Source organism: Pseudomonas sp. UBA1879, assembly GCF_002338065.1.
GTDB lineage: Bacteria > Pseudomonadota > Gammaproteobacteria > Pseudomonadales > Pseudomonadaceae > Aquipseudomonas.
Genome location: NZ_DDHJ01000015.1, coordinates 171,792 through 192,203, shown reverse-complemented (window position 1 = coordinate 192,203; position 20,412 = coordinate 171,792). Strand labels below are relative to the sequence as shown.

The 20,412-nt window shown below is 62.2% G+C and carries 18 protein-coding genes and 1 riboswitch; of the genes, 5 read left to right on the top strand and 13 right to left on the bottom strand.

Translation table 11 applies throughout. The annotated features are described in order from the left end of the window. Positions 1-72: 72 nt before the first annotated feature. Together B3N48_RS15955 and B3N48_RS15950 are read right to left on the bottom strand one after the other, a co-directional pair. Entirely contained in the window at positions 73-1,110 is a 1,038-nt protein-coding gene (locus B3N48_RS15955; RefSeq protein WP_296185341.1) for an alpha/beta hydrolase family protein, read from the bottom strand. A gap of 376 nt (positions 1,111-1,486) precedes the next feature. Continuing rightward, a complete protein-coding gene (locus B3N48_RS15950) occupies positions 1,487-2,092 on the bottom strand; it encodes an FMN-dependent NADH-azoreductase (protein WP_296185339.1) in 606 nt (201 codons plus the stop codon). A 129-nt stretch (positions 2,093-2,221) separates the two neighbouring features. On the opposite strand from B3N48_RS15950, the gene B3N48_RS15945 reads away from it, so the two are divergent. Further along, positions 2,222-3,130 (top strand): LysR substrate-binding domain-containing protein, encoded by a 909-nt coding sequence (locus tag B3N48_RS15945; protein ID WP_296185337.1) that lies wholly within the window; start codon positions 2,222-2,224, stop codon positions 3,128-3,130. A 91-nt stretch (positions 3,131-3,221) separates the two neighbouring features. Beyond that, positions 3,222-3,566 (top strand): MmcQ/YjbR family DNA-binding protein, encoded by a 345-nt coding sequence (locus B3N48_RS15940; RefSeq protein ID WP_296185335.1) that lies wholly within the window; start codon positions 3,222-3,224, stop codon positions 3,564-3,566. 17 nt (positions 3,567-3,583) lie between these two features. On the opposite strand, the gene B3N48_RS15935 is transcribed toward B3N48_RS15940, so the two are convergent. Both B3N48_RS15935 and B3N48_RS15930 read right to left on the bottom strand, forming a co-directional pair. Next, positions 3,584-4,018, bottom strand: coding sequence for a DUF1294 domain-containing protein (locus B3N48_RS15935; protein ID WP_296185334.1), 435 nt, complete (start codon positions 4,016-4,018; stop codon positions 3,584-3,586). A gap of 4 nt (positions 4,019-4,022) precedes the next feature. Next, the gene (locus tag B3N48_RS15930; RefSeq protein ID WP_296186162.1) at positions 4,023-4,853 is read right to left on the bottom strand and encodes an undecaprenyl-diphosphate phosphatase; all 831 of its coding nucleotides are present in this window, start codon (positions 4,851-4,853) and stop codon (positions 4,023-4,025) included. A 327-nt stretch (positions 4,854-5,180) separates the two neighbouring features. Here B3N48_RS15930 and pnuC point away from each other — a divergent pair, with 327 nt between their 5' ends. Further along, the gene (gene pnuC, locus B3N48_RS15925) at positions 5,181-5,744 is read left to right on the top strand and encodes a nicotinamide riboside transporter PnuC (RefSeq protein WP_296185333.1); all 564 of its coding nucleotides are present in this window, start codon (positions 5,181-5,183) and stop codon (positions 5,742-5,744) included. Between the two features lie 5 nt (positions 5,745-5,749). Then, positions 5,750-6,274, top strand: a complete 525-nt coding sequence (locus tag B3N48_RS15920; RefSeq protein ID WP_296185332.1) for an AAA family ATPase — start codon at positions 5,750-5,752, stop codon at positions 6,272-6,274. A 53-nt stretch (positions 6,275-6,327) separates the two neighbouring features. On the opposite strand, the gene B3N48_RS15915 is transcribed toward B3N48_RS15920, so the two are convergent. Next, the gene (locus B3N48_RS15915) at positions 6,328-7,647 is read right to left on the bottom strand and encodes a sigma-54 dependent transcriptional regulator (protein WP_296185330.1); all 1,320 of its coding nucleotides are present in this window, start codon (positions 7,645-7,647) and stop codon (positions 6,328-6,330) included. Positions 7,648-8,032: 385 nt separating this feature from the next. On the opposite strand from B3N48_RS15915, the gene B3N48_RS15910 reads away from it, so the two are divergent. Beyond that, complete coding sequence (locus tag B3N48_RS15910; protein ID WP_296185328.1) at positions 8,033-8,299, top strand: hypothetical protein; 267 nt, start codon at positions 8,033-8,035, stop codon at positions 8,297-8,299. 48 nt (positions 8,300-8,347) lie between these two features. Here B3N48_RS15910 and B3N48_RS15905 read toward each other — a convergent pair whose 3' ends face one another. The 8 genes from B3N48_RS15905 to B3N48_RS15870 all read right to left on the bottom strand — a co-directional run bounded on the left by B3N48_RS15905 (position 8,348) and on the right by B3N48_RS15870 (position 20,388). Next, complete coding sequence (locus tag B3N48_RS15905; RefSeq protein ID WP_296185327.1) at positions 8,348-9,103, bottom strand: vWA domain-containing protein; 756 nt, start codon at positions 9,101-9,103, stop codon at positions 8,348-8,350. Further along, entirely contained in the window at positions 9,028-10,038 is a 1,011-nt protein-coding gene (locus B3N48_RS15900; protein ID WP_296185325.1) for an ATP-binding protein, read from the bottom strand. The genes B3N48_RS15905 and B3N48_RS15900 overlap by 76 nt, the downstream gene beginning before the upstream one ends. A gap of 117 nt (positions 10,039-10,155) precedes the next feature. Next, positions 10,156-13,932, bottom strand: a complete 3,777-nt coding sequence (gene cobN, locus B3N48_RS15895) for a cobaltochelatase subunit CobN (RefSeq protein ID WP_296185323.1) — start codon at positions 13,930-13,932, stop codon at positions 10,156-10,158. Between the two features lie 2 nt (positions 13,933-13,934). Beyond that, positions 13,935-15,005, bottom strand: a complete 1,071-nt coding sequence (cobW, locus tag B3N48_RS15890) for a cobalamin biosynthesis protein CobW (protein WP_296185321.1) — start codon at positions 15,003-15,005, stop codon at positions 13,935-13,937. 133 nt (positions 15,006-15,138) lie between these two features. After that, positions 15,139-15,360, bottom strand: a riboswitch (cobalamin riboswitch). Between the two features lie 204 nt (positions 15,361-15,564). Further along, positions 15,565-16,404, bottom strand: a complete 840-nt coding sequence (locus tag B3N48_RS15885) for an IclR family transcriptional regulator (protein WP_296185320.1) — start codon at positions 16,402-16,404, stop codon at positions 15,565-15,567. A 104-nt stretch (positions 16,405-16,508) separates the two neighbouring features. Further along, positions 16,509-18,032: an aldehyde dehydrogenase gene (locus tag B3N48_RS15880; RefSeq protein ID WP_296185318.1), complete on the bottom strand. Its 1,524-nt coding sequence runs from the start codon at positions 18,030-18,032 to the stop codon at positions 16,509-16,511. A gap of 23 nt (positions 18,033-18,055) precedes the next feature. Continuing rightward, positions 18,056-19,159, bottom strand: a complete 1,104-nt coding sequence (locus B3N48_RS15875; RefSeq protein ID WP_296185316.1) for an ABC transporter ATP-binding protein — start codon at positions 19,157-19,159, stop codon at positions 18,056-18,058. Positions 19,160-19,314: 155 nt separating this feature from the next. Continuing rightward, positions 19,315-20,388: an ABC transporter substrate-binding protein gene (locus B3N48_RS15870; protein ID WP_296185313.1), complete on the bottom strand. Its 1,074-nt coding sequence runs from the start codon at positions 20,386-20,388 to the stop codon at positions 19,315-19,317. Positions 20,389-20,412 lie beyond the last annotated feature (24 nt).

The following is a 20,412-nucleotide window of genomic DNA, read 5'->3' as shown; positions in this document are numbered from 1 at the left end:
CTTGGCGCTGAAGGGGCTAAATGGGCCAATGCTCAAACGCGCAGAGGGGCGCTCTGAGGCGTCAATTGAAACTCAGTGCACCGCCGCCTGCTGCATCCCTGCCGTGCTCAACGGCGTGCCCAATGCCGATTCGAAAAACGCCACTGCATCGCTGCTGAGGCTTCGGTGAATGTCTTCGCGGTCGACACCTACGGCGTCATTGCACAGTCCAGGCTGGGTTGCGCGTTGCATGTCGTCACAGGGCGCCATGAATACGAAATGCCCGGCCCCTGCCAACAATTTGAAGTTCGACACGTCTGGCAGCTTGCGCGCCAGGGCCTCGGCATTTTTGTCGATGGCCAGCAACTCGTCGCCATCGCCGCTGTAGAGCAAAACCGGCACGTGCACGTCGGCCAACGTCTGACGCCCGAACATGATGCCCAACGGCGCCATCAGCATCAGCGCACCGACGCGAGGGTCTGCCTGAGCATGCAGGTCATCGCGGTCCATGAGCAACTCGCCTTGAGTCTTACAGGCATCGATGTCCTGCGGACGATCGATACAGTACTGGCGCAAACGTTTGAGGTCGGGCTTGGCGCCAGCCAGGATCAATGCGGTTTCGCCTCCGGCGGAATAGCCGATGACGCCAACGCGACGGGCGCTGATATAAGGAGACAGCATTGGATCAAGCAGCGCCGCGCTGATGGCTTCCGAGATCTGCAGCGGTCGTCCGTAAAGATTGCTCAAACTGCCGAGGCGGCTGTGATCGAGGTAGTTGTCGCCGGGGTGAAAGACCGCTACCACGACGAAGCCCTTGCGCGCCAATGAAGTGGCAAGGTCGTGCTGTGCCAGGGGCGTGCCAGTGTTGCCGTGAGACAGCATCAGCATCGGAAAGCGGCCCATGGCGATGGCCGCGTCTTCAGTGGCCCGAATCGGATAGCCCTGAACCCGCGTGACCTTATCGGGATCGGTGGAGGGATAAAAGGCGTAGGCGTGCATTGGCTGGGAGTCCAGCGGATCGAGAAATGTCAGCTCGTGGAAGCCAACGCTCCAGCTTTCCAGTTCGCTGGCCTGCACTGAAATCAGGCCGCTGAACAGGCTAATCACCATCACTGCACAAAGACGCATCATCGCAATGCCCCTCACCTTCTCAATCCGTGCCCTTCGAATCAGACCTCTCAGGTCTGAACTCCTTGTAAACCGCAGCCTGTCGCTATCTGACCGATGAAGATCGATAACATTCAGCCCAGTCTTTAGATCGATATTGCACAATGCGGGCCAAGCTCAGAAACATGAACAATGCTGGCCATATGTCATGCAGAAACGGCCGGATGTGACGCGATTTTACCGGGATGCAGAGCAGGATACCCGCAAAGAAATCGCAAAGGCTGTCGCCGGGCTGAACGCATGTTGTTAACCCCTCGGACTAAAAAAGCCCCGGCACCTGAACGATGGCGGGGCTTGCGACAGCGGGTAAAGCGTCTGGGCGCGGCGCCCCTGTTCGCAATCAGGCGAACAGCGTTTCGTCGATATGTTTCTGCGCGGCGGTCAGTGCATTGGCGCGCGGTTCGTCGCCATAGGCCAGACCGTGGGCCGTGACGAATTGCAGGTCAGTGACTCCCAGGAAGCCAAACAGCACGCTGAGCAGCGCGTCATGGCCGACCCCTGTAGGTTGACCGGCGTGCAGACCGCCCGAGGTTGACACGATGATCACTTTCTTGCCTTTGCACAGACCTTCCGGGCCGGCCTCGGTGTAGCGGAAGGTACGGCCGGCCACGGTGATACGGTCGATCCAGGCTTTCAACTGGCTTGGGATGGTGAAGTTGTACATCGGTGCGCCGATCACCACGACGTCAGCGGCGAGGAATTGCTGGAGCGTCGCTTCGTTGGTGTCGACTTCCAGATGCTGCGCCGCGTCGCGGTTTTCGGCCGGGGTCCCCGCAGCGGCCAGTGCAGCACCGGAAAAGTGGTTCAGCGCTTCGCTGGCCAGATCGCGGTACACCACGTCTGTGCCGGGATGTGCGGCGACGTAAGACTGAACGACGCGACGGCTCAGTTGGCGCGAAGCGGAGTGATCGCCGAGGATGCTGGAATCAATGTGCAAAAGGGTCATAGAGAGGCTTCCTGAATGAGAATCGCCGCGGGGCGATCAAGTGACGACTATCCTACCTTTCCAACCAATGGCTGATTAGTCAGCAAAAATGCGATAGTTCGTCCCACTCACAGGACAATCGAGTTCGCCATGCAAGACCTCAACGACCTTTACTATTTCGCCAAGGTGGTGGAATGCGGCGGTTTTGCTGCCGCCGGGCGTGCACTGGGCATTCCCAAATCCCGTCTGTCACGGCGCATCGCCGAGCTGGAAACCCGGCTGCATGCCAGCCTGCTGCAGCGCACTACACGCAAACTGGCGCTGACTGCCGTTGGCGAACGCTACCTGCAACACTGTCAGGCCATGCTGCTGGAAGCGGAAATGGCAGATGAAGCGGTGGCGACCTTGTCCGCCGAACCTCGGGGTCGTCTGCGGGTCTCGTGCCCGGTGGGGATGACGCACTGGAACCTCAGCTCGGTCGTGACTGACTTTCTGGCGCGCTACCCTCAGGTTCAGCTGGAATTGCTGCTGGTGAACCGGCGGGTCGATCTGGTCAACGAAGGCATCGACGTGGCCCTGCGCGTGCGCGACATCGGTGACGAAGACCCCAACCTGATCGTTCGCCAATTGGCGCCGGCGTTTGCGGCACTGGTCGCCTCCCCCGCGCTGATCGCCGATCGACAGATTCGCACCCCGGATGACCTGATCGCTCTACCGGTATTGGGCGCGACCGAAGCCGATCGCAAGGTGCATTTTCTGCTGATCCACGAGGATGGCCGGCGCCAGGAAGTGGTCCTTGAAGCGCGATTGGTTGTCGATGATTTCAACATTCGCAAGGCCGGCGCCCTCGCCGGGCTGGGCATGACCATGCTGCCGATGATGAACTGCAAGGAGGCCCTCGCCGACGGTACGCTGATCCGGCTGCTGCCGGACTGGTCCATGTCTACCGGCAACCTTCAGGCTGCGTATACCCAGCGGCGCGGCGCGTTGCCCGCCGTGCGGGCGTGGCTTGATCACGTGGCCGACGCGTTCAGCCATTTCGCCCAGGCCTGCACCTGAACCAACCGAACCCTGGGCAAGCCATGCCGTGCACGCCTGCCCGTCTATTTTGATAAAACGCCTCGGCAGACCATTTTGAGTAAGGAGCCCTATGGACATTGAAGACGTTGCAGCCTTTTGCCTGGCACTGCCCGGCGCCCGGGAGGATTACAAATGGGGCGGTGTGCGGGTGTTCTCCATCGCCGAGACCAAGATGTTCGCAGTCATGGGGCTGACGGGGGACGACCTGGCATTCAAGGTCGGTCCGGATTTGTTTTTGGGGTACGTCGATCGTCCGGGCGTGCGCCCTGCTCCGTATCTGGCACGCGCGCACTGGGTCTCGCTGTCATACCCGTACGCCATGGGCGACGACGAATTGCGCACGTCATTGACTCGGTCCCACCAGTGGGTGGTGAGCAAATTGCCGAAATGGCGGCAAGTGGCGCTCAAGCTCTGAGCGCCTGCGCGGCGAGGTCAGTACAGGTGTCGAAGGAGAAATCGTCCACCCAGCAGCACCCGGTCCATCCAGAACAGCTCGTGAAGCAACACGATCAGCCAGAACACCAGTTGGTAAGACACCTTGCGCGTCTTGTGCCGGAACAGTTGCTGGGCGATCAGCGCGCCTGGCCAGCCACCCAGCAATTCGACGCCGTGGAGGACTTTCTCCGGCGTGCGCTGCCCCTGGACCCGTGCCTGCTTTTTGTCGTAGTCGTAGAGACCGACGGCGAGCAGGCTCATGAGCGGGTAAATTGCCAAGGGCCACCATCCCCCGCCCCGAGCAACCGCTGCGATCAGGCCGTAGAGCGGCAAAGCGCAGAGCAATGCCAACGCCCCCAGCTTGAACTTCAGCAGGCGGATCGGGCTGTTTTCACTGCGGCGAGTGGCCTCGGGGGTGATGCGCTGATTCATCGCATCAGGCCTGCACGTTCGACCAGTCGACCCAACCGAATGCCCAGGTCGCCAGAATCAGCAGGCCAAAGGCAATGCGATACCAGGCGAACACCGCGTAACTGTGGGTGGCGATGAACTTCAGCAGGCCGCGCACGGCGATCATCGCGAAGATGAACGAGGTAATGAAGCCCACCGCAAACACCGCAAAATCGTCGGGTTGGAACAGGTCGCGGTATTTGTAACCGGAATACAGCGACGCGGCGATCATCGTCGGCATGGCCAGGAAAAACGAGAACTCGGTGGCCGTCTTGCGCGACAGGCCGAACAGCAGACCGCCGATGATCGTCGAACCCGATCGAGAGGTACCGGGAATCATCGCCAGGCATTGTGCGAAACCGACCTTAAGGGCGTCAGTCCAGGTCATCTCCTCTACGGTTTCGGCATGCACTTCATGCTGACGGCGTTCGGCCCACAGCATGACGATACCGCCGATGACCAGCGCTGCGGCCACCGTGATCGGGTTGAACAGGTACTCGTGAATCAAGTCGGAAAACAGCACCCCCAGCACCACTGCCGGCAGCACCCCGATGATCAGGTTGACCATGAAACGACGGGCTTGGGGCTGAGTTGGAAGCCCTGTCACCACCTGCAGGATTTTCTGGCGAAACGCCCACATCACGGCGAGGATCGCGCCCAGTTGAATGATGATGTTAAAGGCCATGGCCCGTTCGCCGCGAAAGCCGATCAGGTCGGCCACGATGATCTGGTGCCCTGTGCTGGAGATCGGCAAAAACTCCGTCAACCCCTCGACGACACCCAGTATTAATGCTTGTGCGGCGGTCCAAAGATCCATCATTCCCCCAATATGGAACCTGCTCATGGCAAGGCTCTCTTGAAATGTTTCGAGCACCGTTCAGGACACGGTAATCGGTCCGGTGTAAAAAACGCATGAACAGTCAAGACGGCGGGCTCGAGCACGCGAGCGGCGCGATCCTAACAGACCTTTATGGCGAACGCTCTAGCATGAATATTGGCGCGCAGCCTTTGACATTCATGGGCAGCGAGATCGACTGGGACTATCGTCGGCGGGCGTTGCCGGCCTGCGAATCAGCTCGCCACAACGGTCCGCAAAGCGCTTACAATCGCAGGCCTTTTTTCTCCCTACCTCGCAGGAGTCTCCATGTCCGGGCTTGAACTGTTTGCCGCTGCACTCGGTGTCATTGCCGTCTGGCTGACAGTCAAACAGAATCCTTGGTGCTGGCCGATCGGACTGGTGATGGTGTTGCTCTACATCTGGATTTTCTTCGACGTGAAGCTGTATTCCGACATGCTGCTGCAGGGTGTCTACGCCGTGTTGCAGGTGTATGGCTGGTGGCAATGGACACGGCGCGGCGCCATGGCCGACGGTCGCCAAGTGACGGCACTGGGCGGCCACGCGCTGGCGTTGAGCCTGGCCATCGGCGCGGTGGTCAGCCTCGCCCTCGGCGCCGCGATGGCGCACTTTACCGACGCCGCGCAGCCGTGGCTCGACGCTGCGCTCACGGGCTTCAGCCTGGTGGCGCAAGTATGGATGGCGCAGAAACGCGTGCAGTGCTGGCCCTTGTGGATCGTGCTGGACGTCATCTTCGTCGGCCTGTTCCTTTATAAAGCGCTGTACCTGACAGCCGCGCTGTACGCGCTGTTCACCCTGCTGGCCGTGCAGGGGTGGCGCGACTGGCGGGCTGACCCGGCATTGGCGCGCTGACGTCCATGAAAGTTCTGGTACTGACAGGGCCCGAATCCAGCGGCAAAAGCTGGCTGGCGGAGCACCTTCAGCAGCGCTTCGGCGGCGAACTCGTGGGCGAATACGTCCGCCAGTTCATCGATGAAGCACAACGCGACACCTGCTACGGCGACGTCCCGACCATTGCTCGCGGGCAATTGGCGCTGGAAGACGCCGCTCGAACGCGCGCCCCCACATTGCTGATTCTCGACACGCACTTGCTTAGCAACATCCTGTGGAGCCGCACCCTGTTCGGCGACTGTCCGCCTTGGCTGGAACAGGCCCTGCTCGACCGGCATTACGACCTGCACCTGCTGCTCTCTCCCGAAGGCGTCGAATGGGTGAGTGATGGCCAACGCTGCCAGCCTGAACTGACCGAACGCCAGGCATTCTTCGACGCCAGCCGGGATTGGCTGGACCGGCAAGGTCAGCGCTACGAGGTGATCGGCGGCAGTTGGAGCTACCGCAGGGACAAGGCGGTTGAAGCAGTGGAACGGTTGTTGGAGCCTTGACTCAGGTGCACGTGCGGACCGGCGCACGTGTTCAGTCGAAGGTGAAGCGCCATTCAACGAATCTGGTGCTTGTGCAACAGTCGATAAAACGTCGGCCGTGAAATGCCCAGCACCTTCGCCGCGACGCTGAGATTGTCGCTGTGACGGGTCAGCACATCGCACAGGGCCTGACGCTCGGCCCGGCTTTTGTATTCGTCCAGGGTGCCCATGCTGGAGCTGATTTCTTCTTCACCCAACAGCCCCAGGTCGAAGGCCTCGATCTGCCGCCCTTCTGCCAGCACCAACCCTCGCCGTACCCGGTTTTCCAACTCCCGCACATTGCCCGGCCAGTCGTGTTTGCCCATGGCGACCATCGCGTCCTGACTGAAATTGCGCGGCCGCCGCCCGGTTTCCTGGCTGTAAAAGTGCGCGAAATGGTTGGCCAGTAACGCCAGATCGCCATGCCGTTCCCGCAGCGGCGCAGTGCCGACCTGCAGGACGTTCAGCCGGTAATACAGATCTTCGCGGAACCGCTTCATGCGGATTGCAGCCTCAAGGTCCACATGGGTGGCTGCCAGGATTCGCACGTCTACCGGGATGCGCTCGCCACCGGCATCGACGTGACGCTCCTGCAAAAACCGCAGCAGGTTGGCCTGCACCTCCAGCGGGAGATCACCAATCTCGTCCAGAAACAGCGTCCCGCCATTGGCCGCTTCGATCCGACCGGGTTTGCGTTGCAGCTTGCCATGCGCGCCTTCGGAGGCCTGACCGAACAATTCGGTCTGTAACTGATGCTCGGCAATAGCGCCGCAATTGATGGAGACAAACGGCTGAAGACGACGCTGGGATTGCCTGTGGAGTGTGCGCGCCACCAACTCTTTCCCGGTGCCGGGCTCACCCCGGATCAACACCGGCGACTCGGTGGGCGCCAATTTGGTCAGAAGGCGGCGCAGTTCCCGGATCGGCCGACTCTCCCCGAGCATTTCGTGCTCGGGGCCGTTGCCGTAGCGGGCGCCCTGAGCGCGTAGCCGGGCCATGCCGTAGGCGCGACCCAGCGTGACTTGCACCCGGGCAACATCAAACGGCAGCGTGTGGAAATCGAAGAACCATTCGCAGACAAAATCGCCGATGAGCTCACGGCGTAGATCATCGGCCGTCAGCACGGCGATCCATTCGGTGTGGCTGCGGCTGATCAGGTCCTTGATGAGCTGAGGTTGCTCGAAATGCTGAGGCATCAAGCGGATCAGGCCGACGTCACATTGGCGTGACGCCGCTGATTCAAGCGTGCAACTGTCGACGTCCCAACCGGCAATCCGCAAACCAGGAATCAGGCGCAGACAGTCCTCGCAGGGTTCGACGATTAATAGGCGACGGATCGATGCCATTTCATGCATGGGAGATTCCTTGGCGCCAAGATTCAAAGAGCGGTTTGTGTGAAAAAAGTTTTAGAAACAGTGTCTTGGCGAACCCGATTGACACATTAGCAAATATTTGACACTCGCTTGGATTGTTTATCTATAAGCCTAAGATCAAAACGGACTTAGCACTGAGACAAGGCGCCAAAACAGGCATCAAGCGACTGGATCACCCCGTTTACACCCGTAATAAGGATGAAACACCCGAATATGCAAAAAAATTGGTCGGCTTCAGCGAAATAATTTGAAAAAAAACGACGCATCGTGTGACTCCACTGCCGGTGGAGGTCATCAGTACAAGTACGCACCGCATGGGAAGCCCGCCAGCGGTGAGTGAATTGAAACGGGCACTTGAGGACTTTCCATGAACGCCCCTTTGCGCTTTAACGATGCTCTTCTGATCGCCGGTCACGCTTTCGAACCGTTCCGCTGTGTCGCTTGGGCACCCCAGGACGGCAACGGCGAGCTGAGCCTGACCGTGGTCGATCGCACCAGCACCCGTATCGGCCGCAAACAGATCCCAAGCAGCGCCTATTCCGATCCAAAGCAATTGGCGCAGTTTCTCGAACAGGCCCGCGCAGAAATCAGCGACGAGGGTTATCGTCTGGAGCCGTGGACCATGCCTGCCTGATCGTTGTACGGCACACCCGCGCCTTCCGTTCTTTATAAAGGGCGGCCCCTATAAGGGACGGCGGGGAGTGTCCGTCAAGGCATCGATATGCCGGTAGTCGGCATTGAGGCGAAGGGCGAGTTCAGCCGCCCTGCCCAGCCTGATGGGTCCACGTTCGATGTCAATCAACAGGCTTGGGCAGTTGAAGCCTGCGAGGGCGGGCATGTCCTTCACCCTGCCGTCGGTGAGAATCAACACCCGGTGCGATTCGGCGGGATAACGTTTCTGGCGTTTGCTCAGCCATTCCCCCGCCTGCACGATCGCATCTGACAGCGGCGTTCCCCCGCCGGCGCCCAGGCTTTCCAGCCACGGCTGTAATGTCGCGCCCGCTTTCACACCATGATGCTGCCAGCGCGCCTGTGCACCACTGGCGGTCAACAATGCCAATCGCGCGCGTCGGCGATACGCGTCGTCGAACACCTGCGCGAGCAAGCCTTTGGCCTGGCTCAAGGCCTGATGGCGTCGGGTCGAGGCCGAGGCGTCGACGATGACCAGCCAGAGGGTTTGCTCACGCCGGGTCCGTGGCAGACGAACCAGATCGACACGACGGCGCGGTCGGCCTCTCAACAACGTAGGCAGCCAGGCAATGGCGCCCTCGATCCCGGATCGGGCCGCGCCGCTTTTTCCGCCGTCGAGTCGGCCCGGTCGAGGACTGGCATCCGCCCCCGTCACGTGGCGGGGGCGGATGCTCAGGGCTTTTTTGGCCAGCTCGGCACGTCCCGGCGGGCACCCGTGGCGACGGTTTGGGCGGGCATCTGGCCCCATTGACCCTCGCTTTGGGCGTGCTCTGCGTTTGAGGCGGGTGGCGGATTGTCGGATTGCGACGCCGCCGGAGACTGGCCCGGCGGGGGGTCGCGGCGTCGATGGCGCAAGGCAAAATCGGCCACGGCATCGATGTCTTGCTCTTCGATGGCCGAAGCGCCGCGCCATGCCGCGTGCGCGCGGGCAGCCCTTAGCCAGACCAGATCCGCGCGCAACCCATCAACGCCCGCCGCGAAGCAGCGCTCGGTGATCGCCGCAAGGCTGGTGTCGTCCAGATCAATGCGTGCCAGTGAGCCACGGGCCCATTCGCAACGATCCTTCAACGCCTGCTGTGCAGCGGCCCAGTGCTGACAAAAGGCATCGGGATCTGCGTCGAACGCCAGCCGACGACGAATGATCTGGCCGCGTTGTTCTGGCAATGTCTGGCCGCTCAAGGCCACGTTCAGGCCGAAGCGGTCAAGCAACTGTGGGCGCAACTCGCCTTCTTCCGGGTTCATGGTGCCGATCAGCACGAAGCGCGCCGGGTGACGGTGAGAAATGCCGTCACGCTCGACCTGGTTGACCCCGCTGGCGGCCACGTCCAGCAGCAGGTCGACCAAGTGATCCGGCAGCAGATTGACCTCATCGACATACAGCACGCCGCCGTCGGCCTTGGCCAACACCCCCGGCGAAAAGCTCGCCCGCCCTTCGCCCAGCGCGGCGTCCAGGTCCAGCGTGCCCACCAGGCGCTCTTCCGTGGCGCCCAACGGCAGCGTGACGAACTGTCCGCTGGCCAATAAGTCCGCTACCCCCCGCGCGAGGGTCGACTTCGCCATCCCCCGCGGCCCCTCGATCAACACCCCGCCGATTTTCGGGTCGATGGCGGTCAGGCACAGCGCCAGTTTCAGCGCGTCGGCGCCCACGACGGCGGCCAAGGGAAAATGTGGGGTATCGGTCATGATTGGGCTCTGTTCATGCATCGAAGTTAAGGTTCATTCGGTCCGTTTCTGCCAAAGGCCTGACGAACGATGCAGTGCTGCTTCGGCTTCTGCCCGCATCAAAAATGGCCAAGGCGCTTATGTCTCTTCAATATCCACCAGCAAGTTTTCCAGCGCCGCGCGATATCCGCCAGGCTCCTGCCACAACCCCCGCTGTTGCGCTTCGAGCATCCGCTCGGTCATGTCTCGGAGCGCATCGGGATTGTGCTGCTGAATGAAGTCACGGGTCGAAGCGTCGAGCAGGTAGGCGTCGGCCAGCAGCGCGTATTGGTGATCATCGATCAACTCGGTCGTCGCATCGAATGCGAACAGAAAATCCACCGTCGCGGCCATCTCGAAGGCGCCTTTATAGCCATGGCGTTTGACCCCGTCGATCCACTTCGGATTGGCCGCCCGTGAGCGCACCACCCGGTTCAGTTCTTCCTTCAAGGTGCGGATCTTCGGCAGGTCCGGCTGACTGTGGTCGCCGTGGTAGCTCGCCGCTTTTTCGCCGCTGAGGCTTTCCACTGCGGCCAGCATGCCGCCTTGAAACTGGTAATAGTCGTTGGAGTCGAGCAGGTCGTGTTCGCGATTGTCCTGATTCTGCACCACGGCCTGCACGTGGCTCAGGCGTTTGGCGAAGTCACTGCGCGCGGGCGTGCCGTCATCGGCGGCGCCATAGGCGTAACCGCCCCAATTCAAATACACCTCGGCCAGGTCATCGCGGGTCTCCCAGAGACGGCCATCAATAGCGTTTTGCACACCCGCACCGTACGCACCGGGTTTGGCGCCGAAGATTCGCCAACCCGCCTGCCTGGCCGCCTGCTCGGCGCTCAGGCCCTCGCGCTGCAGGTGCTCGCGCTCCTGGCGCACGCGTGCGGCGAGCGGGTTCATGTCATCGGGCTCGTCAAGCGCAGCGACCGCTTGCACCGCCGCGTCGAACAGCCGGATCAGATTGGCGAACGCATCGCGAAAGAATCCCGATACCCGCAGCGTGACGTCCACCCGTGGCCGGTCCAGCAGACTCAGCGGCAGGATTTCAAAATCATCCACCCGCTGACTGCCCGTCGCCCACACCGGGCGCACGCCCATCAAGGCCATGGCCTGAGCAATGTCATCGCCGCCGGTGCGCATGGTGGCCGTGCCCCACACCGACAGGCCCAGTTGACGCAGATAGTCACCATGATCCTGTAAGTGCCGCTCCAGTATGAGATTTGCCGATTGAAAGCCGATGCGCCACGCGGTCATGGTCGGCAGGTTGCGCACGTCTACCGAAAAGAAATTGCGCCCTGTCGGCAGCACGTCCAGACGTCCGCGACTGGGCGCGCCGCTCGGGCCTGCCGGGACAAAGCGGCCGCTCAGCGCGTCCAGCAATCCGCGCAGCTCTGCAGGGCCACAGCGGTCGAGTCGCGGCCCCACTACCTCGCTTAATGCATCAAGAACATCTGATAACTCGTTGTTTTCAAACGACTCAATATCAGCTGATCCAGCCAAAGTGCGCTCGATCAACAGCACTGCATACAGCTCCAACCGCTCGCGGGTATCACCGACCGTTCGCCAGGGATCTGTGCTGACTTGATGTAAGACCTGAGGTGTCGGTCCTGTCCACGGCGCTCCCAGCTCGCAATCCAGCGGGTCGAAATCCAGCGCCAGCGCGTTGCTCAACGCCCGCAACAGGCTGGCATTCGCCCCCCGGCCATCGCCACGGGGCACGCGCAAGATTGCCAGCAAGGTGTCGATCCGCAGCCGCCCGCTGGGCGATTCGCCAAACACGTGCAGGCCATCACGAATCTGCGATTCCTTCAGATCACACAAGTAAGTGTCGAGACGGGGCAACCAGATCGCGGCATCGGCATCGCTGTCGAGCGCTTCGCCCAGGGCCAGTTCCCGGTCGATGTGGGTTTCCCGCACCAGCCTGAGGATGTCTTTCTGCAACTCGCGAGCGCGGCGCGGATCGAGCAACTGGGCTTCGTAGTACTCGTCCGCCAGCAATTCGAGATTGCGCAACGGGCCGTAGGTCTCGGCGCGGGTCAAGGGTGGCATCAGGTGGTCGATGATGACCGCCTGCGTGCGGCGCTTGGCTTGGGCGCCCTCGCCCGGATCGTTGACGATGAACGGGTAAATGTTCGGCATCGGCCCGAGGATCGCGTCCGGCCAGCACTGTTGCGACAGACCGACGCCCTTGCCCGGCAGCCATTCCAGATTGCCGTGCTTGCCGACGTGAATCACCGCGTGGGCGCCATAGGCGTTGCGCAGCCAGAAATAAAACGCCAGATAGCCATGGGGCGGCACCAGATCCGGATCGTGATACACCGCGCTGTGATCCACGTCGAACCCCCGCGCCGGCTGGATGCCGACAAAGGTCAGGCCGAAGCGCAGCCCGGCGATCATCATGCGGCCGTGACGGCACATCGGGTCATTCAGCGGCGAGCCCCAGCGTTCGATCACGGCGCTGCGATTGGCGTCAGGTAGCGCATTGAAGGCCGCCAGGTAGTCGTCCATCGCCATGCTCTGGTGGCAAGGGCGTTGGTCGAGACTGTCCGGGTCGTTGGTGACGCCGCCGAGCAACGCGTGAATCAGCGCGGTGCCCGACTCCGGCAAGCCGTCGACGGGATAGCCTTCGTCTTGCAGAGCCTTGAGGATGTTCAGCGCTGCTGCCGGGGTGTCGAGGCCGACGCCGTTGCCGATGCGCCCGTCGCGGGTCGGGTAGTTGGCCAGAATCAGCGCGACGCGCTTGTCGGCGTTGGCCGTGCGCGCCAGCAACACCCAGCGTCGCGCCAGCTCAGCCACGAAGTCCATGCGCTCGGGCTGCGCGCGATAGCAGACCACGTCCGACTGACTGCGCTCACTGTGCCAGGCCAGGTCCTTGAAACTGATCGGCCGGCTGATGATGCGGCCGTCCAGTTCCGGCAGCGCGATGTGCATCGCCAGATCCCGAGGCCCCAGGCCCTGCTCGCTGGCCTGCCACGCTGGCTCGTTGTCCTGGGCGCAGATCGCCTGAATCACCGGGATATTGCGCCGAAACGGACGCAGATGCGGCGCTTCCGGGCTGGACTGGGCGAAACCGGTGGTGTTGAGAATGACCTCGCAGGCGGTGTCGTCGAGCCAATCCTGCACCGCGCTGAGGCACGCAGGTTCTTTCAGGCTGGCGACGGCGATGGGCAGCGGGTTCAGCCCTTGCGCCAACAGCCGCTCGCAAAACACATCGATGAAGCCGGTGTTCGCCGCTTGTAAGTGCGAACGATAAAAAAGCACCGCCGCCACCGGCTGCTCGGGGCGCCAGTCCACTCGCCAATCGGCCAGTTCGGCGCTGGTTTTACGCGGGTGATAGATCACCACGCGGGGCAGTGTCTGCGGTTCGTCCCAAGCGTAATCGCGATCCAGCCAACGATTGGCCAGGCAGTTGAACAGCTGCAAGGCGTTGTGTTTGCCGCCTTGCCGCAGGTAATGCCACAACCGGTCGCGATCCTCGGCAGGTTCGGTGCTGAGGTCACTGAGTTCCGGGTCCGGCCGATCGTCGCCAGGCACCAGAATCAGCTTCACCCCGCCGCTTTTTCTGGAGGCCGCCAGTTCCACCAGACGCTCGACACCATAGCGCCAGTATCCGATGCCGCCGTGCAGCGAGATCAGGATGACCTTTGCGTGGCGCAGCACCTCATCGACATACAGGTCGACCGAGGCGTGGTTCTGCACCTGCATGGGGTTGGCCAGGCGCAGGCTCGGGTAATCGTCCGGCAGCTGCTGCGCGGTTTCAGCGAGCAGCGCCAGATGGGAATCGCCGCTGCACAGGATGACCAAGTCGGCGGGAGTCTGGCCGAGGTCAGCGATGCTGTCGTCGGGGACGAAGCCGCCGGGCTGGGTGCGCAGCAGGTGCATGGTTAGCCTTTGATCTCAAGCGCGGCGCGCAGCTGAGCTTCCAGAACGGCAGCGTCCAGTTCCTGACCGATCAGCACGAAATGGCTGACGCGTTCTTCATCGGTTTTCCACGCGCGGTCGAAGTGTTTGTCGAAACGCGTGCCGACACCTTGCACCAGCAGGCGCATCGGCTTGCCCGGGATTGCCGCGAAGCCTTTGACCCGCAGGATGCCGTGCTGCACGACGGCCTGGGTCAGCGCATCGAGCAACAGCGCTTCGTCGGCCTGAGGCAGCGAAATGGAGATCGAATCGAAGGCATCGTGATCGTGGTCGTCGTGGTCATCGCCGTCGTGATGATCGTGATGGGTCTTGCGCCCGTCGATGTGCAGCTCGGACTCAGCACCCAACCCCAGCAACACGCTGATCGGCAATTGGCCGTTGCTGGCTTCGATGACTTTCACTGCAGGGGGCAATTCTTCGACGACTTCAGCGCGCACAGCGGCCAAGGCTGCGGCGTCGAGCCTGTCGGCCTTGTTCAGGATGACCAGGTCGGCGCTGGCCAACTGATCGGCGAACAGTTCGTGCAGCGGCGATTCGTGGTCGAGGTTCGGGTCGAGTTTGCGCTGGGCGTCGACCTGATCCGGGAACGCAGCAAAGGTGCCGGCGATCACGGCCGGGCTGTCGACCACGGTGATCACGGCGTCTACGGTGCAGGCGTTGCGGATTTCCGGCCATTGAAACGCCTGGACCAGCGGCTTGGGCAGTGCAAGGCCCGAGGTTTCGATGAGGATGTGGTCCAGATCGCCGCGACGGGCGACCAATTCTTGCATGACCGGGAAGAACTCTTCCTGCACGGTGCAGCACAGGCAGCCGTTCGCCAGCTCGTAGACGCGACCGTTGGCCTCTTCTTCGGTGCAGCCGATGGTGCATTGCTTGAGGATTTCGCCGTCGATGCCCAGCTCGCCGAACTCGTTGACGATCACCGCAATGCGACGGCCTTCGGCGTTGTCGAGCATGTGGCGCAGCAGCGTGGTTTTGCCCGAGCCGAGAAAGCCGGTGACGATGGTGACGGGAAGTTTGGCCAGTGTTTTCATGGTTGCCCTCAGGCGCAGCGGCGGGCAAACAGGACGAGAACCGCATTGCCGTCACAGAAGACAGGCCCGCCGTTCGATTCGCCACCGGATCACCCCGCCCGGTTGTGTTGAGAATGCGTCGGGCCGTCTGAAAAACAGGCCCGTGTTCGAGGCAGGTCTCCTAGCTCACGGCGGCGGGTGACTTGGCAGCAACGCCAGATCAGACGCGCTCATCGCGCCTTCCCGCTCGCGCAGTGGCTGTGCAATGAACATGACCGTTTACAGTTGCGGGGGCAGCTGTGGCTTGCACCACATTCCCTTCTTAGCGCCGCGCCCGAGCAAAACGGAGCGGCGAACCTCGAATGCGCAAGGCTACGCAGTGCCTGGAGGAAGGTCAACGAGCAAACGGCGGCAACCCATGTGTCGACTGCCAACTCGATCACTTGTGGGAGCCGGCTTGCTGGCGAACGGGGTGGGTCTGTGACAGATGAATTGACTGACACACCGCATTCGCCAGCAAGCCTGCTCCCACAGAGTCTTGCGGCGCTCCTCCCCCCTTAGCCATGCGCCATTTGCGCGCCTACCGAAACCCGCCCGCCCGCTGACTCCACCCTGCGCTGGAAATCGCATGGGCGGTGTGGATCAACGCCGGACCAAAGGCCTTGCGCGCCTCTTCATGACCCCAACGACTGGCCGGAACGGAAATGTTGATCGCGCCCAGCGGCATCCCCCCGGCATCGACGATCGGCGCCGCAAGGCTGATGTCGCCGAGGAAATACTCGCCCTCGATGCTGCTGAAGCCTTCGGAGCGGGCTTCGGCAATCTTGTCCTGCAGGGTTTCCAGGTCGGTGATGGTGGCGTGGGTTTGCGCCGGGCGTGGCATCGCCCTGAGCAGGTCGGCGCAGGCCTGCGGGTCGAGCCGCGACAGATACGCCCGGCCCGACGCCGTGCAGTACATCGGCAGGCTCAGGCCCAGCGGCATCGGAATCATCACCTGATTGTGGCTGGGGAAACGCGCCACGAAGACCATCTCATGGCCATCCGGCTCGGACAGGTTGCAGCTTTCGTGGCATTCGCGGTTGAGCTGGTGCAGGTATGGCGACGCCCGGTCGATCAGGCTATCGGTCTGCAAATAGCCAAATCCCAGGGACAGCGCCCGGGGGGTCAATTGATAGCGTTTGCTGTGCGGGTCCTTGCGCAGATAGCCAAGGGCTTCCAGGGTGAAAGCAAACCGCTGGGCCGCGCTTTTGGTGATGCCAGTGGCTGTGGCGATTTCCGGCAGGTTCATGCTCGGATTGCCCGCCCGGAATGCCGTGATCACCTCGAGCCCGCGAGCCAGGGTGCTGGCGAACAGCGGCGAGTCCTCGGGGGCGACCTTGTCTGCGGGCCGATTGTCTTCAGGCAGGGAATCTTGGTTCATGAGCGCTCGCGAATCGTGGCGTGTCGTTCAAAAAAGGGTCGTACTCACGCCGATACAGCGCGGGCATCCAAAAGACCGCGACTGTACCCGACGTGTCCGGGGCGTCAACCGCCCAGGTGCACCCACACCGATTTGGTCTGGGAATACTGGGTCAGCGCCTCCAGGCAGCGGTCCCGGCCATTGCCCGACTGTTTGAAGCCACCCCACGGCTGCGTCATGTCGCCATGGTCGAAGCAGTTGACCCACACAATGCCCGCCTCCACGTCGCGGGCAAAGGTCAGCGCTTTGTCGATGTTCTGCGTCCACACCGAAGCGGCCAGGCCGTAAATCGAGTCATTGGTGATCTCCAGCGCATGCCCCAAGTCTTTGACGCGGATCGCAGCGGCCACCGGCCCGAAGACCTCTTCGCGAGCGAGCGTCATCCCCGGAGCGATGTCGGCGTACAGCGTCGGGCTGACGAACGCGCCATGCTCCAGGCCTTGGGGCACCCCGCCGCCAAACACCAGCCGCCCGCCCTCGGCATTGGCCTTGTCGATGTAGCCCAGCACCCGCTTCTGCTGCTGGAACGAGACCATCGAACCCATGCGTGTGGCCGGGTCGAACGGATTGCCCGGCACATAGCGTCCCTGTGCCACGGCGGTGAAACGCTCGATGAAATCGTCGTAGAGACTGTCTTGCACCAGCAGCCGCGAACCGGCGTTGCAGACTTCGCCTTGATTCGCATAAATGCCGTTGACCGCGTAACTCACGGCACGGTCCAGATCGGCGACGTCTTCGAGAATAATCTGCGGGCTTTTGCCCCCGCATTCGGTGGTCACGCGCTTCATGTTGGATTGGCCGGCATAGATGAACATTTTCTTGCCGACTTCCACCGAACCTGTAAATCCGATTTTGTCGACATCCATGTGCAGGGCCAGTGCTTCGCCCGCCTCCCGACCGAAGCCTTGAACCACGTTGAACACCCCCGGTGGGCCGCCTGCCTGGATGAACAGGTCCGCCAGCAAGACCGCACTGGACGGCGACTGCTCGGCGGGCTTGAGCACCACTGAGTTGCCCATCGACAGCGCAGGCGCAAGCTTCCACGCAGCCATGAGCAGCGGGTAGTTCCACGGCACGATCAAACCGACTACCCCCAGCGGCTGGCGCAGGATGTAGTGCAAGGCTTCAGGCGTGGTGCTGGTGACCGAGCCTTCGAGTTTGTCGATTGTCTCGGCGAAAAACTGAAAGGACAGCGCCGAGTACGGCACGTCCACGTCGAGCATGTCGGTGATCGGCTTGCCCATGTCCAGTACGTCAAGCATGGCAAAGGCCTCGGCCTGCTCTTCGATCAACGCCACGAAGCGATACAGCACCGCCATGCGGTCACGGGGCGACAGACGCGACCAACTGCCAGACCGGAAGGCCCGACGGGCCACCTTCACCGCCACATCCACATCATGGGCATTGCTGCGCGGCGCGTGGCCGTGGACGTTGCCTGTGGCCGGGTTGACGACTTCGAAGGTCTCGCCGCTGAGAGCGTCGCAGTATTCGCCGTCGATGAAATTGCTGATGCGGTAGTTGAACTGCCCAAGGCGCTGCTGCCAATCGGCGGCGCTGCGTTGGGACAGGGTTTCGTAGAGGGTCGTCATAAAGGTCTCCTGCCTGTTGAGGGTCAGATTGGGCGTGTAGGGAACGCGCGGGCCACCCCCGGCGCGACGCTGAGATAGATACCGTCGCCCGGGCGCAATGCTTCGGTGTGCTGGGCATTGCCGTCGCGGGGCAAGTCCAGGGTCATGGGTTCGACGCCCGGTACGCGCACCTGAATTCGGAGCGAGCGGCCGTGGAACAGGGTCTGCACTACAGTGGCCTGGGTCTTGGCAGGGTCGGCACTGATCGGGCCGGTTTCTAGCCGCAGGTCTTCCGGGCGCAGGGAAACGGTCACCTGATCTCCGGCGCACAGCGGCTGATCGCTGTGGGCCATCAACTGCATCGCTCCAACCTTGACCCGAAACAGGCGGTGGTCGGCCCCTGTCACCTCGCCCGGCAACAGGTTGCTCGCGCCGATGAAGCCCGCGACGAAGGTGGTCGCAGGTTGATCGTAGAGTTCGGCAGGGCCTGCGACCTGCTCGATCCGGCCGTTGCGCATAACGGCGATGCGGTCGGAAATCGACAGGGCTTCGGTCTGGTCGTGGGTGACCATCACGAAGGTCGTGCCGAGTTGCGATTGCAGGCGCTTGAGTTCGACCTGCATGTGCTGCCGCAGGTAGGCGTCAAGGGCGGACAGCGGCTCGTCGAGCAGCAACACCCGAGGCCGACAGACCAACGCGCGAGCCATGGCGATGCGCTGTTGCTGCCCGCCCGAGAGGTCCTGGACCCGCGCCTTGGCCTTGTCTGCCAGGCCCACCAGATCCAGCATCTCGCGAATCCGCGTGCGCGCCTCGCTTGCTCCAACCCCGGCCAGGCTGAGGCCGAACCCGACGTTGTCACTGACGTTGAGGTGCGGAAACAGAGCGTAATCCTGAAACACAGTGTTGACCGGACGCCCGTACGGCGGCGCGTCGGTGAGGTCGCGCCCGTCGATGAAAATCTGCCCGGACGTCGGCCCCTCGAACCCGGCGATCAGGCGCAAGGTCGTGGTCTTGCCGCACCCCGACGGCCCCAACAGGCTGATGAATTCGCCGCTGGCGATGTCCAGATCGATGTTATCGACACTGAGAATGCTCTCGGTGTAGCGCTTGCTGACGCCTCGGAGGCTGACCACGCTGGTATCTGTCACGGGCGAAGTCCTCTGCTGGATGGGATTGAAACGGATGAACACGGCTGGTCAGACCGACCGCGTTCAACGGTTTTGCTGTCGCTACGCCAAAGATCACAGGCGATTGGCTGCCGCACCCGCGTGGGCCCGACATACAGGTCGGTGTCAAAAGTGACTCACCCGCCCGCCTTCACCCGCTCGAACAACTTCGCCAATTCGTCGTTGCTCGGAATCGGCTTGGTCAGCACGGTGTCGCGCAGCATGGTCTCCGGGTCGTTGGGCAGTGACAGTTCGTCGAGCTTGGCCGCAGGGACCTTCTTGAACGCGGCCTGACTTGCGCTGCCGTAGCCATATTCATTAATCAAACTCGCGCCGGAATCCGGGTTCATGCGGGCGTTGATGAAGTCATACGCCAGGTCCACGTGCTTGGCGTCCTTTAGCAGGACCATGCCGCACACCCACGTCAACATGCCTTCCTTGGGCTTCATGAACGCCACCGGCACGTTTTGTTTTTTCAATGCGGTGGCCGACGCGTTCCAGGCCATGGCGGCCACCAGCTCGCCGCTGGCCAGGCTTTGTTCGACCGAGGTCATGTCAGTGGTGTACGAGGACATCAGTGGCCGCTGCTGACGCAACATCGCGCCGACCTTGTCCAGCTCGCCCTGGTCCATCTTTTTGAACGGATCGACCCCTGCGACCACTGCGGCCACCAGCGGCGTGTCGTGCACGGCGTCGATGGTTGCCATCTTCCCGGCGTACGGCGAGTTCGGGTCGAAGAACATCTTCCAGGTTGGCTCCGGGTTCTTGACCAAGTCCGTGCGATACAGGATCGACGTATTGCCCCAGTCCCATGGCACCATCCACACCTTGCCGTCCGCCTCGACAATGCCCGGCAGTTTTTGCAAGACCGGGAAGATCTGATCCCAGTTTTTTAGCCGTTTTGGATCGAGGGGCTGAATCAACCCGGCCTGTTTCCAACGATCCAATTTGTCGTAGCACGGGTGCGCCAGGTCCGGATGAAACCCCGCTCGGGCCTTCGACAGCGCGTCGTCGTCATCGCCGAACACCGAGATGTCGACCTGCCCGGCGTGGGCTTTTTCGAAGTCGCCGTGGAACTGCGGCAACTCGTAGCCGGACCAGGTGAAATACGTCAACTTGCCGCTGTCGGCCGCCTGCGCCCCTTGCTGCAACAGCGTGACACCGAGGGCGAAAGCGCCCAGCCCCATTACCCAGGAGCGTGATTCAGTCATGCGGATTTTCATGAGACCTCCGAG

What these genes read in the sequence shown, in the direction of transcription:
- B3N48_RS15955 (WP_296185341.1), bottom strand. Translation starts at nt 1,110, where the DNA reads ATGATGCGTCTTTGTGCAGTGATGGTGATTAGCCTGTTCAGCGGCCTG.
- B3N48_RS15950 (WP_296185339.1), bottom strand. Translation starts at nt 2,092, where the DNA reads ATGACCCTTTTGCACATTGATTCCAGCATCCTCGGCGATCACTCCGCT.
- B3N48_RS15945 (WP_296185337.1), top strand. Translation starts at nt 2,222, where the DNA reads ATGCAAGACCTCAACGACCTTTACTATTTCGCCAAGGTGGTGGAATGC.
- B3N48_RS15940 (WP_296185335.1), top strand. Translation starts at nt 3,222, where the DNA reads ATGGACATTGAAGACGTTGCAGCCTTTTGCCTGGCACTGCCCGGCGCC.
- B3N48_RS15935 (WP_296185334.1), bottom strand. Translation starts at nt 4,018, where the DNA reads ATGAATCAGCGCATCACCCCCGAGGCCACTCGCCGCAGTGAAAACAGC.
- B3N48_RS15930 (WP_296186162.1), bottom strand. Translation starts at nt 4,853, where the DNA reads ATGGATCTTTGGACCGCCGCACAAGCATTAATACTGGGTGTCGTCGAG.
- pnuC (WP_296185333.1), top strand. Translation starts at nt 5,181, where the DNA reads ATGTCCGGGCTTGAACTGTTTGCCGCTGCACTCGGTGTCATTGCCGTC.
- B3N48_RS15920 (WP_296185332.1), top strand. Translation starts at nt 5,750, where the DNA reads ATGAAAGTTCTGGTACTGACAGGGCCCGAATCCAGCGGCAAAAGCTGG.
- B3N48_RS15915 (WP_296185330.1), bottom strand. Translation starts at nt 7,647, where the DNA reads ATGCATGAAATGGCATCGATCCGTCGCCTATTAATCGTCGAACCCTGC.
- B3N48_RS15910 (WP_296185328.1), top strand. Translation starts at nt 8,033, where the DNA reads ATGAACGCCCCTTTGCGCTTTAACGATGCTCTTCTGATCGCCGGTCAC.
- B3N48_RS15905 (WP_296185327.1), bottom strand. Translation starts at nt 9,103, where the DNA reads ATGGGGCCAGATGCCCGCCCAAACCGTCGCCACGGGTGCCCGCCGGGA.
- B3N48_RS15900 (WP_296185325.1), bottom strand. Translation starts at nt 10,038, where the DNA reads ATGACCGATACCCCACATTTTCCCTTGGCCGCCGTCGTGGGCGCCGAC.
- cobN (WP_296185323.1), bottom strand. Translation starts at nt 13,932, where the DNA reads ATGCACCTGCTGCGCACCCAGCCCGGCGGCTTCGTCCCCGACGACAGC.
- cobW (WP_296185321.1), bottom strand. Translation starts at nt 15,005, where the DNA reads ATGAAAACACTGGCCAAACTTCCCGTCACCATCGTCACCGGCTTTCTC.
- B3N48_RS15885 (WP_296185320.1), bottom strand. Translation starts at nt 16,404, where the DNA reads ATGAACCAAGATTCCCTGCCTGAAGACAATCGGCCCGCAGACAAGGTC.
- B3N48_RS15880 (WP_296185318.1), bottom strand. Translation starts at nt 18,032, where the DNA reads ATGACGACCCTCTACGAAACCCTGTCCCAACGCAGCGCCGCCGATTGG.
- B3N48_RS15870 (WP_296185313.1), bottom strand. Translation starts at nt 20,388, where the DNA reads ATGACTGAATCACGCTCCTGGGTAATGGGGCTGGGCGCTTTCGCCCTC.